At 32.0% G+C, this 12,428-nt stretch carries 11 protein-coding genes and 1 rRNA gene; 3 read left to right on the top strand and 9 right to left on the bottom strand.

All coding sequences use genetic code 11. From position 1 onward, the window contains the following. The first annotated feature begins 250 nt into the window (after positions 1–250). Positions 251–1,453: a PQQ-binding-like beta-propeller repeat protein gene (locus tag LUU93_RS09095; RefSeq protein ID WP_232680558.1), complete on the top strand. Its 1,203-nt coding sequence runs from the start codon at positions 251–253 to the stop codon at positions 1,451–1,453. 500 nt (positions 1,454–1,953) lie between these two features. Here the strand turns inward: LUU93_RS09095 and LUU93_RS09090 are convergent, their stop codons facing one another. Both LUU93_RS09090 and LUU93_RS09085 read right to left on the bottom strand, forming a co-directional pair. Beyond that, positions 1,954–3,288 carry a sensor histidine kinase gene (locus LUU93_RS09090; protein WP_232680556.1) on the bottom strand — a complete coding sequence of 445 codons (1,335 nt, stop codon included), beginning with the start codon at positions 3,286–3,288 and terminating at the stop codon, positions 1,954–1,956. Position 3,289: 1 nt separating this feature from the next. Continuing rightward, positions 3,290–4,639 carry a sigma-54-dependent transcriptional regulator gene (locus LUU93_RS09085; protein WP_232680554.1) on the bottom strand — a complete coding sequence of 450 codons (1,350 nt, stop codon included), beginning with the start codon at positions 4,637–4,639 and terminating at the stop codon, positions 3,290–3,292. 285 nt (positions 4,640–4,924) lie between these two features. On the opposite strand from LUU93_RS09085, the gene LUU93_RS09080 reads away from it, so the two are divergent. Then, positions 4,925–5,635, top strand: coding sequence for an ABC transporter ATP-binding protein (locus LUU93_RS09080; protein ID WP_232680552.1), 711 nt, complete (start codon positions 4,925–4,927; stop codon positions 5,633–5,635). A gap of 4 nt (positions 5,636–5,639) precedes the next feature. After that, positions 5,640–8,051, top strand: coding sequence for an ABC transporter permease (locus LUU93_RS09075; RefSeq protein ID WP_232680550.1), 2,412 nt, complete (start codon positions 5,640–5,642; stop codon positions 8,049–8,051). Positions 8,052–8,149: 98 nt separating this feature from the next. Here the strand turns inward: LUU93_RS09075 and LUU93_RS09070 are convergent, their stop codons facing one another. The 7 genes from LUU93_RS09070 to rrf form a co-directional block, all read right to left on the bottom strand. Then, the gene (locus LUU93_RS09070; RefSeq protein ID WP_232680548.1) at positions 8,150–8,890 is read right to left on the bottom strand and encodes an SDR family oxidoreductase; all 741 of its coding nucleotides are present in this window, start codon (positions 8,888–8,890) and stop codon (positions 8,150–8,152) included. 79 nt (positions 8,891–8,969) lie between these two features. Further along, a complete protein-coding gene (locus LUU93_RS09065; RefSeq protein WP_232680546.1) occupies positions 8,970–9,539 on the bottom strand; it encodes a Crp/Fnr family transcriptional regulator in 570 nt (189 codons plus the stop codon). A 207-nt stretch (positions 9,540–9,746) separates the two neighbouring features. Then, positions 9,747–10,247: an endonuclease V gene (locus LUU93_RS09060; protein ID WP_232680544.1), complete on the bottom strand. Its 501-nt coding sequence runs from the start codon at positions 10,245–10,247 to the stop codon at positions 9,747–9,749. A gap of 15 nt (positions 10,248–10,262) precedes the next feature. Then, positions 10,263–10,829 carry a DUF4256 domain-containing protein gene (locus LUU93_RS09055; RefSeq protein ID WP_232680542.1) on the bottom strand — a complete coding sequence of 189 codons (567 nt, stop codon included), beginning with the start codon at positions 10,827–10,829 and terminating at the stop codon, positions 10,263–10,265. Positions 10,830–10,843: 14 nt separating this feature from the next. Then, entirely contained in the window at positions 10,844–11,302 is a 459-nt protein-coding gene (locus LUU93_RS09050) for an SRPBCC domain-containing protein (RefSeq protein WP_232680539.1), read from the bottom strand. A 15-nt stretch (positions 11,303–11,317) separates the two neighbouring features. After that, a complete protein-coding gene (locus LUU93_RS09045; RefSeq protein ID WP_232680537.1) occupies positions 11,318–11,911 on the bottom strand; it encodes a YdeI/OmpD-associated family protein in 594 nt (197 codons plus the stop codon). Positions 11,912–12,345: 434 nt separating this feature from the next. Continuing rightward, positions 12,346–12,428 (bottom strand): 5S ribosomal RNA (rrf, locus tag LUU93_RS09040); the annotation flags it as partial.

Raw genomic sequence — 12,428 nt, 5'->3', positions numbered from 1 at the left:
AAATCGCACTAGAAAATCGACAAAGATTGGGGACATACTTTGCTGAATTTCTGGTGCGATTTCTCCTTTCAGTCGAAATGACAAGATTGTGTATTACAAAACCGCGTTACCGTAATGTAAACATATCCAAGCGAGGTTATAACTTCTAAAACGCAATAACATTTTTTAACTATATTTGATCTGGATATTATTTTGTTTGGCAGCTTTTTTGCTGAAAAGAAAATCAAATCATCAAACCCAAATCTTAAAAATGAAAACAAACCTAATAACTCTTTTATTTGTATTTGCTGTTATAAATACGTTTGGGCAAACGCCTGCCGTTTCAAAAACTACCAATACAAATAATAAAACTTTACCGCCTGGTGAGCAGGTTACGAATAAAGCTGTAAGCGCACTTAAAAAAGTTCCGCTAGATGAAGCATCGATTTTAATTTATGATTACGACGGTGCTCTTTTTTCATATGATTTAGAATCTGAACAAATTGGCTGGACTGTAAAAGCTACAAGTCCTTATACTGAAATGTGCGCCAATAAAGTAACTATCTCTAATGGCGTTGTGTACATTCCGTTTATAAACGGTGAAATTGTTGCAGTAGATAACCAAAGTGGTGATGTGTTTTGGAAATCAAGATTAGGAAATATTACCGATCAAATTGTTCTTAAAGATCAGGTTCCGGTTGTAAATAATGGAAAGTTGTATATAACTGCTCAAAACCAAAACGGAAGCAGTAATATTTATGCTCTTGACACAAAAGATGGAAGTTTAGCATGGACTTACAAACTGGATACTCCAACTAACGACATTCCGGTATTGTTTTTTAATAACAAAGTTTTTGCTCCAAGCGCAACAAATTTATATGCTTTTGATGCCAATACAGGAAAAGTCCTTAACCAAAAGAGTTTTGACGAAAGCATGCACAGTAAACCTGTAACTGATGGTGAAAATGTATTTATTGCAAATGAAAAAGATTTACTTTTTGCCTTAACTCCAGATAAACTAGATGTTTTATGGCAATTTAAATTAGATGAAAATCAATATAATATTAAGGAACGCATCTTTACTAAAGACAAAAAAATATATTTTGCAGCGCAAGGCACTACAGTTTCTTCTGTATATGCTGTAGACTCTAAAACAGGAACTCAAATTTGGAAAAGGGATTTTCAAGATGATAATGTAGAATATATAACTGAGGACAGTGATAATATTTGGGGCTATACTAAAAAAGGAAAGCTTTTTCAACTAGACATAAACAATGGTGAAATTGCATTTGAACTAAAATTAACAACCCAGCCTATTTCAAATATTGAATTTCCGGTTGATGATACTATATTTTATTATTGTGATGCTGGTTTAATTAAATTTGATTTAAGCACCAAAGATGAAGATTTATATTATATGCGAACTTCTATTAAAGATGATGTTTACAGCGCATTTCTAAAAATAATTAGATAATATATAAAACTCCAAAGTCATTTGATTTTGGAGTTTTTTTTGCTTACTATCCATATAATCCCTACGGGATATTTATTTATTGGGTTCTTGTTTTTTTCTACCGATATTTTTCTACCGATATTTAACTCCTAACGGAGTATTTCGTAGAAATTAAATATCGGTAAATAAATAATGACGACTAGATATTTATCCCGTAGGGACTACACGGAATATAATTCAGAAATTATAATCCCTACGGAATATTCATCTATTGGATTCTTGTTTTTTTCTAACCAACTTAACTCCTAACGGAGTATTTCGTAGAAATTAAATATCGGTAGGAATAAATAATGACGACTAGATATTTGTCCCGTAGGGACTACACGGAAATATAATTCAGAAATTATAATCCCTACGGGATATTCATTTATTGGGTTCTTTTTTTTCTAACGATACTTAACTCCTAACGGAGTATTTCGTTTAGACTTAACTTATTCAATTATTTTAAAACTTACATTACCTCACCCCTCCACCAAACAAATCTCAAAAACCGTTTTCCCATTCTCAGTTTTAAACGAAATATAACCGCCATGCGCTTCGATAATATTTTTAGAAAGCGTTAAACCAATTCCGGCGCCTTCGTTTCTCGTGGTGAAGAAAGGCAGGAAAACTTTATTTTCGATTTCTTTTTCAATTCCGCTTCCGGTGTCGGTGATTTTAATGTAGGTTCTGTTTTCTTTGGCTTCAGCCGAAATTAGAATTTGTTTTTGAGTCATATTCTTTAATGCATAAACAGAATTCATTAAAAGATTAATAATAACCTGTTCCGTTTGCTGTGGGTCGACATTAATTGGGCCTTTTAGGGAAATTGTGTTTACAGCTTCAATTCCGTCTTTTTTAAATAACGGATTCATGATTTGCAGACAATTCTCAATTAAAGGCTGTAGTTCTGTTTTTTGTTTTTTGGGAGACGGAAGCATGGCCAGTTTTCGGTAACCTTCTACAAATTTCTGCAAATGATCGCTTCGCCTTAACATGGTTTCTACGCTGTTTTTGATATCTTCTAAATCTTCTGCCGAAAGTGAATCCTGCTCTACCAAATCCTGCAGGTTTTGGCAAATGGAACGAATGGGCGTTATCGAATTTAAAAGTTCATGCGAAATCACTTTCATCAAATTAACCCACGCATCTTTTTCTTTTTTCTCGACTACATTTTGAATAGAATCGAGTAAAACAATACAATACTCACGTTCAAAAATTTCTGTTTTTGATGCCTGCAAAACAAATGTCTGTGCTGCTTGTTCGTTTATACTAATTTCAACTGATGTTTTTATTTCATGAAAATCATCTTCTTCAATAATTTCACAAAGCGACGGCAATTGATTTTTAAGATATTTCCATTTCGAAACTTTAGGTACATTAAAATGAGACGAAAAATAATCGTTCATTAAAAATATATTCCAATCATTTTCCTGTTTTTCTAAAATGATAATTCCGGTTTCGATATTATTTAAAATCGAACGGTAAATAATATCTTTTGAAATCTGTTCGTTTTGTCTGCCTTTTAAAGTATCATACAGTTGAAACAAATCACCATAATTTTTATTGGCTTTATGTTTGGTAAAATCAGATGAAAAATCATTCTGCAGGATCGAAGCAATGGTTTTATCGTAAAGCAAAACAAAATTGCGAATATAAAAATACATTTCGCGAATGAGCAGAAAAACAATAAAAAAGCCAAATATCCCCGTAAAAAGCATATGGCTTTTAAAGAAATAAATCGAAATTTCAATTCCCAAAACAATAGCAATTAATCGAAAAAAAAGCAGCTTATAAGTTTGCAGTGTTTTAAACATACTAGTTAATATTGATATTATATTTCTCTAAACGTCTGTACAAAGAACCTCTTGACAAGCCTAATTCATCGGCTGTTTTGCTGATATTATTACCGTGCTTAAGAAGTGCTTTTTCAATCGTCGCTTTTTCTACAGAAGAAAGCTGAATATCATCCGGGTTTTCATCATAAGGAGTTATGGTTTCTAAATCTAAATCAGAAACTGTGATTGTGTTGTTTTCACAAAGAATAACAGCGCGTTCAATTTTATTTTCCATTTCGCGGATGTTTCCGTTCCAGGCGTGTTTTTCAATTTGTTCCAAAACCTTTTTATCAAAAGTAATTTCGCTTCTTCCGTATTTTTCAATCATTTTATCGAGAAGATATTCTGCCAGCGGGATTTTATCTTCGTTACGTTCCCGCAGCGGCGGCAGCACAATTTCCATCGTATTAATGCGATAATACAAATCTTCTCTAAAGTTTTTATCGGTCACTTCCAATTTCAAATTCAGATTGGTTGCCGTAATTATTCTAACATTCAAAGATCTTGGTTTTGTTTCGCCCAATCTTGTTACCGTTTTAGTTTGAATAACCTGCAATAATTTGGATTGCAAATGCAGCGGAACATTTCCTATTTCATCTAAAAAAATAGTTCCGTTCTGCGCCATTTCAAAACGTCCGGGTGTATCCATTTTTGCATCGGTAAAAGCGCCTTTTGCATAACCGAATAATTCACTTTCGAAAATATTCGAATTCAGTGAACCTAAATCAACAGCTATAAACGGATTGTTTTTTCTTTTGGACTGACTGTAAATATGATGTGCCAGAACAAATTTTCCGGTTCCGTTTTCTCCAAGAATTAAAACATTAGCATCGGTTTTGGCCACTTTATCAGCAAGAGAATATGCTTTTTTTATTATTTCAGAAGTGCCGACAAAAAAGTCATTATCAGTTTCAATCTCTTTGTTCTTTTTTTGTTCTTTTCGGGATTTATCAACGGCTTGTTTTACAGACTCTAAAAGCTTTTTGTTTTCCCAGGGTTTTAAGATATAATCAAAAGCGCCAGATTTTAATCCTTCAACAGCAGTTTCTACTTTTCCAAAAGCTGTCATTAATATCACAACGGTTTTTGGCGAAAGCGTTTTTATTTCTTTCAGCAGATATAAACCTTCTCTTCCATCCTCAAAACCTATTCTATAATTCATATCGAGCAAAACAACATCAATGGCATTTTTTGACAGTAATTCGACTATTTTTTTCGGATTATTGAGTGTATGAATGTTCTCAAAATACTTTTTCAGGTACACTTTTGATGCAAAAAGAATGTCTTCCTGATCGTCGATGATTAATATTGATGCGTTTGTCTTTTTCATTTTTGTTCGGTTTTGGACAAAAGGTGTCCAATTGTGGACACCATGGATTTTTTTTGGAAAATAAAATTTTAAAAATAAGGCAGTTACAAGGTTTAAATTTTTGGCATGAAAATCACTTTTCTACTTGTAAATCATTAATTATTAACATCTTCCTGAAGTAAAAATAGCAAAATAAATATCTATAAACCGCATTGTTAATTATCTTAATTTTCGGGTGTATTTCTTTTACTTCAGAAGACAAAAAAATCAGAAAACGAACAGCAATCAAACATTAAAAAATCAATTATGATTACGATCAAAAAACTTTCAAAAATTTTTAGAACCGAAGAAGTAGAAACAAATGCTTTAAACGAAATTTCATTAACCATAAACGAAGGCGATTTTGTCTCGATAATGGGACCTTCGGGGAGCGGAAAATCGACTTTATTAAATATCATCGGATTATTAGACAGCGCTTCTGGCGGAAGTTATGAATTGCTGGGACAGGAAATGATTGGCCAGAAGGAGAAATTAAAATCGAAAGCGCGAAAAGAAAATATCGGATTCATTTTTCAGAATTTTAATTTAATTGATGAATTATCGGTTTATGATAATATCGAACTGCCATTGATTTACAACAATGTTTCCTCATCTGAAAGAAAGAAAAAAATAGAGCATATTGCAGGTGTTTTAGGCATTTCACATCGTTTAAAACATTATCCGCAGCAGCTTTCAGGAGGTCAGCAGCAACGTGTAGCTGTGGCAAGGGCTTTAATTAATGACCCAAAAATTATTCTTGCTGATGAACCTACAGGAAATCTGGACAGCAAAAATGGAAATGAAGTAATGGAATTATTGACGGATCTTCATGCTAATGGTTCTACAATTTTGATGGTAACGCATTCTGATTATGATGCTTCTTTTTCACAGAAAATAATTTTGATGAAAGACGGAGTTATTCTTTCTGAAAAATTAAATCAGAGAAATGTGGATGTTTTAGTAACTTCTAAAAACTAAGGTCATGCTGAAAAATTGGATTAATGTTTTTACGTACCATATAAAAAACAACAAACTTTTTACGGTTTTGAATGTTTTGGGGTTGAGCATTGGAATTGCGGGTTTAATTTTTGCAATTTTGTATTGGAACGAGGAATATTCATATGATAAATGGAATCCCGAAAAAGATAAAACTTATATCGTTCTCAATGATATTGGCAACGGAAGTGTCTGGGCTACAAACTCTCCTGTAACTGCCCCAGCTTTAAAATCTTCCACTTCCTATTTAGAAAATTATTGTTATTTCAGAACGTATTATACTAAGGAAATTATAGCCTATAATGGCAAACAAGAATTAGTAGATAAGATTTTTTCTGCACAGAGCAGTTTCTTTTCTTTTTTTCCTTTTGAATTTATTCGAGGCAATAGAAAAACGGCTATTCATGATCGTAATAGTATTGTTTTATCTGAAGAAACTGCTGCGCGTTTGTTTAAAGATGAAGACCCAATGGGAAAACAGATCAAGTATGCTGATCGTTTTTTTGTAGTTCGCGGAGTGTATCGATTATCTGGAAAATCGGCCGTTATGCCGGCAGTAATTACTACTATTGTTGAAGACGATTTGAAAAAAGACAGAGAAGACTGGGGTTTTAGTTATGGTTTACTACTTAAACTGAAAAAACAAAGTGATACGACTGCTGTCGTCAAAAAGCTAGATGAAATTTTTATTGAACAAAACTATAAAAAACAGGCTCAGAATGAAGGTTTATCACTTGATGCTTTTATAAAAATGTATGGTGATCCTGTAAAAGCGCAATTACTTCCTTTAAACGGATCGAGACTTTATGAAGGAAATTATCCTTTTCCTGAGGGAACTGGAAATCTTCAGTTTTTGAGAATATTAATGGGTTTATCGATACTTATTTTGTTATTGTCGATTGTAAATTATATTAATCTGGCTACGGCAAACGCAGTAAAACGTGCAAAAGAAGTTGGTGTACGCAAGATTGTGGGCGCTGCAAAATTTCAAATCATTGCCCAGTTTGTATTTGAAACTATATTAATTACGCTTTTTTCGCTTTTACTGGCATTGGTAATTGTGGAGCTTTCGCTGCCTTTTTACAACTCTTTTTTAAATAAAAACCTGGTTCTTATCGGAACTCCATTTTACCTGCAGTTAATTTTAATATTCTTTTTTGTTGTATTTGTTTCCGGAGTTCTTCCTGCAGTATATATCTCAAATTTTGAAGTATTGAAGGTTTTAAAAGGAAATTTTTCAAGAAGTAAAAATGGTGTCTGGCTTCGAAACGGTATGTTGATTCTTCAGTTTGCAATAGCCGCCTTTTTTATTATTGGTTCTTTTATAGTTTACAAACAAGTAAGTTATATGGCCGAAAAGGATTTGGGTTTTAAAGGCGCTCAGGTTATGGATATTTCTTTTAAACCCAAAAAAGGAAAAGAACAATTTGAAAGATATAAAACTATAAGACAAGAACTTTTAAAAATAAAAGGTATTGAAGCAGTTTCTACCGGATCATTTTCTATCGGAAGCGGCAGCAATTCCTGGTCGGGCATGCATTATAAAGCAAATAAAGAAGTTATAACGCAGCAAATGGGAATTGACTTTGGGCTTTTGGATATTCTGGGAATAAAGATAATTAAAGGAAGAAATTTAAGTGATAAATTGGCTTCAGACAGTATTTCTAATGTTTTACTAAATGAAACTGCGGCTAAAACACTGCAGGAAAAAGATCCTTTAAATAAGGAAATAACCTGGAAGGACCAAAAATTTAAGGTAATTGGGATTGTAAAGGATTTTAATTACTTCGGTTTGGAACATAAAATTGCCCCAATGATTTTCTTTCATATCAATGCATACAATTCTTCACAAGAAGAAATCAAAACTATTTCTGTTAAGATTACACCACAGGAAATGTCTAAAACTATCGCTGCTTTGGATAAATTTTGGAGAACAAAAGTAGATACCGAATATCCGTTTGAATATAATTTTGTCGACACAAACTTTGCCCGAACGTATAAAAAATATGAAAACCAAAGTAACTTGTTTTCACTTTTAAATGGAATTGTAATTCTAATTGCCATTTTCGGATTATTTGCTTTGGCTTCTTATTCAATGGAAAGACGTTTAAGAGAAATTGCAATCAGGAAAACCTTAGGTGCAGAAACTAATCTTTTATTAAAAGAGTTATCAAAGCAATATATTGTTTTCTGCTTAATCGGGTTTTTAATCGGAATAATTCCGGCTTACCTCTTACTCCGAAAATGGCTGGAAAACTTTGCCTTCAGAATTGATATTCCGCTGCTTCCATTTGTGACTGCATTTGTATTTTTAATGTTTCTGACTTTAGTCATTGTTTTGGCAAAAGCATATCAGGTAACTAAAATTGATGTTTTGAAATACTTAAAATACGAATAGATAATTTCTTAAAATATTTTGAATTTATTATTTCAATTAAAACTTAAAAGACTCCAATGTTTCTATTGGAGTCTTTTTTATCTTATAAGCTAACTGTTTTACCAAGGACTTACTCCTGTTTCATCTTCAATATCATTACTAAAGAATTGTCCGGTTGGTCCGTTTTCATCAGTTAATGTATGTTTGATAATAAAAGATGCTGCACTTTCTACAGTTCCCGGTCCACTATGATGATTAAAATCTGTTGCTGTGTAACCCGGATCGATTGCATTTACTTTAAAAGACAAATCTTTTAGTTCATAAGCCAGTACAATGGTGTATGCATTTAATGCTGATTTTGAAGTTCCATAAGCTGCCGATTTGAAATCGTAATATTTCCATGATGGATCACTATGCAAAGTCAAAGAACCAAGTCCTGAAGTAATATTACTGATTCTCGGACTGTCTGATTTTTTAAGCAATTCTAAAAAAATCTGAGTAACATTTATAACACCAAAAAAGTTCGTTTCAAATACATTTTTAATGTCTTTGACACTGGTATCCGAAGCGGTTTGAGGAAACTGGCCGCCGCTTATTCCCGCATTGTTAATCAGGATATCTAATTTTCCCTGTTCGCTTTCTACAATTTTTTCAGCCTCAAAAATTGAATCTGAATTGGTAACATCAATTTGAATGGCTCTGATATTTTGAAATCCCTCTTTGTTTAATTGTTTTACAATTTCTTTTCCTTTTTCAAGATCGCGGCTTCCTAAATAAACAAACAATCCTTGCTTTGAAAGTTGTTTTGTTATTTCTAATCCTATGCTTCTGTTTGCTCCTGTTATTAATACTGATTTCATTTTTAAATTGTTTTAAAATTATAATACAAAGTTGGTTACTTTGAAAATGGAATCATTTGTCATTTGGCAAAAAGCAATTTTAACTGATGTTTTTTCTAATTCTGCTTAATGACGATTGTGTAATTCCTAAATAAGAAGCCACATAAGATAACGGAATACGATTGATTACATTTGGATAAATTTTCAGAAACATTAAATAGCGTGTAGTGGCATCTTCTGAAACCAGCGGACTTCTTCTTTCTACTTTTTGTCTCAATGCTTTTGAAATAATTCTATGTACAATAGCATCCCAGCCAATAATAGTTTCTAAAAGTTCCCTCCAGTCTTTTTTAGAAAAAACCAACAGTTTACAATCCGTTATCGCCTGCACATAAGCATTGGAACAAATATCATTATCGAAACTTTCCATATCAACAACCAGATTGTTTTCGTCGATAAAATATTTGGTAATTTCTTCACCTCTATTGTTGTAATAACAAACGCGGGTAATTCCGTCCAAAACAAAACCTACTTGCTGCGCAATTTTTCCAGCTTCCGAAAAATATTCATCTTTCTTAAGCTCCAATACAGTTATTTTACTCGCAATTAAATCCAGCTGATGCTGATTTAAAGTCCCAAACTGCAATATATAATCTATAAATTCTTTCATAGAGGCAAGTTAATCAAAGTTATTGGTGCAGAATTTGTCATTTGGCAAAAACGATTCAAAACATAAAAATTAATTTCCCTCTAATAAAATTGTCTTTTGCATTTTTAATTGTTTTAAAATTATAATGCAAAGACCAACCCAAGCTTAAAGCTGTTTCTAGTCATTTTGAATAATTGATTAGCCAAAATGACGATTGATAAAATAAGTTTATTCTTTTGTGAGTCGGTCTAACTCTTTTAATAAAGTCGGCATTCTAAATTCTCCAGACATGCGTTGTACTTTTTGAAAAGCTTCTTCTAAATCAATCCCGATAGATGTTACAAATAACGGTTTTGCGCTGTCACCTCTCAGTAAAGCTTTTTTATCTTTTTCGACACTAGCAAAATTCGTTTTAGCAACACCAATAATTGGAATTTGGTTATTCAGCTTTTCATATAAACGTCCGCCCAGACCATACTTTTTATCATCATCTAAATACACAAATCCGTCAACAATTATGGCTTCGATATTTTTTAAATTCATTTGATTTAACAAACTAATAATACACGGTAGTTCTCTTTTGTAAAATTCTCCCGGAATATATTCTGCAACATTGTCAATTATTTCTGTATGAATTTTAAAGTTTTTATCTTCATTCCAATCCTCAAACTCAAGGCAGACTGTTTTCGCTTTATTATCAAAATAATAAGTATCGAAGGCTAATATCATATTTATTTTTACTATTTAAACTCTTAATGAACCACGAAAACCTCTTGCGGCATAATACGAATCGGCCCCATTATGATATACAAAAATCGTATCATATCGAAAGTCTGAAAAAATTGCTCCGCCAAGTTTTCTGATATTTGCAGGCGTTAAAATCCAACTTGAGGTTTTAGTATCAAATTTTCCAAGTTTTTGAAGTTCACGATATTCTTCTTCATTCAAAATTTGAATTCCCATTTCAGAAGCCATATTTATAGCGCTGTCTTTAGGTTTATTTTCTTTTCTCTTTTCTAATGCTTCATGATCGTAACAAATACTTCTACGTCCTTTTGGGCTTTCTGCTGCACAATCATAAAAAATATATTCATTTGTTTTTTCATCATAACCTACAACATCCGGCTCGCCTTCAGTTCTTTCCATTTCGTCAAGAGACCAAAGTTTTTCAGGATTAGCTTTTAGTTTTAATTCAACTTTTTCCCATTCGATATTTTTATGACGATGCTTATTATTTTCAAAACGTGCTTCTAAAACACTCAATAATGATTCTTGCTGTTCTGACGATAATTTATTTTTTTGATTATTCATAACTTTTGAATTAATTATTTGAAAATAAATTCTGAGAGATATTTTTCAAGCTTTTCTATATTCTCTTTTTGTCCTTGATCTGCTTTGTGAGCTTTTACAATAATATCAAACATTTCTTCAGAATCGAATAAAAGTGTCCAGTCTAATAGTGTTTCAGAATTGTTAGATTCAAATAAAACAGTTGTAATAAAATGCGGATTGAAATGTTCGAAGACAATTTTTCTAAGTGAGATAATTTCTTTAAAGATACTGCGGTTTGGGTAATTCTTTCCATCCGGTCCATGCATTGTTAAATTCCACTCCCCTTCTTCCCTAAAATCCATTTTATGAATTGTATTTGTAAAACCGTTTGGTCCCCACCAATTTTCAATATGTTCGGGATTTTTCCACATTTCCCAGACTATATCCGTTGGAACTTTAAGCAATATTTTACTTTGAAGAATTCTATTTTGAATATTATTTTCTCTTCCCATCTTTAACTGACTGATTTAATCGTTCAACCCTTTACCTTCTAAAATATTTGGAATATTTTTTTCAACTCTAGATACTCTGGTTTTGGATTGTTTTGGTTGAGAAAAATGCAAAAGATAAGCCCTTTGTCTTCCAGGTGTAAGTGCAGAAAAAGCTTTTTGTAAATCAGGCATAGCATCTAATTTCTTTTGAAATTCTTCTGAAACGGCAAATTCAGAAGTTTTTTTCAACTCTACTTTCAAACCTGCTTTTTCGATTTCTATTGCTTGATAGATATATGTTTTCAAGATGTCTTTTAATTCGGTAATTTCTTTAAGATTTGTAAATCGTATTTGACGTGCTGCCTGAACATTCTCAGATTGCTGGATCAAAATTCCATCTGTATCTTTTAATAAAGCTCCTTTAAAAAACAAAAAGGCACAATATTCTTTAAAAGTATGAATTAAAACAATATTGGTATTTTGAAAAGTATAACATGGAACTCCCCATTTTAATTCTTCACTTAATTGACAATCTAACACGATTGTTCTCATTACATCTAATTCTTCCTGCCATTTCTTGGCTTCATCAAAAAAGAAATCAACTTTTGGATTTGCATTAATTTGTGACATCTCAATTTAATTAAAAAAATAATCTTTCAGAATAGGGAAAGATTTCAATTTAAAATTAAAACTTTTTTTTGATTTAATGATACAATTTAAAAATCCAATAATTAGAAGAATATAGTATCTAATGCAAGATAGGAATGAAATAGTTTTAAGGCTTACAAATTAACAAGCGAAAAATAAGTTCTAAGCATTATCTATTATCAATAAAACACAAAGTCGTTTTGACAAAAAAAACAAGTTAAAACATATTATTTTAAGTAAAAGAAAAACAACACCATTCTCATTCAAACGTATGAAGACATAAAAGCTGTAAAATATTGCCTACGGTTTCAACGGACGCTTGTATTATAACGTTAGATTCTTTTCCTTGGATTTTGTTTCCAAAAGTTTTACAAAACAAAAAATCCTCATCAAATGAATGATGAGGATTCTTCAAAGAAAGGCGACGACATACTCTCCCACAATGATGCAGTACCATCTGCGCAGGCGGGCTTAACTACTCTGTTCGGGATGGGAAGAG

This window comes from Flavobacterium soyae (genome assembly GCF_021245985.1).
GTDB lineage: Bacteria > Bacteroidota > Bacteroidia > Flavobacteriales > Flavobacteriaceae > Flavobacterium > Flavobacterium soyae.
Note: the sequence above shows the minus strand (reverse complement) of the source record. Positions and strands in the feature narration are given on the sequence as shown.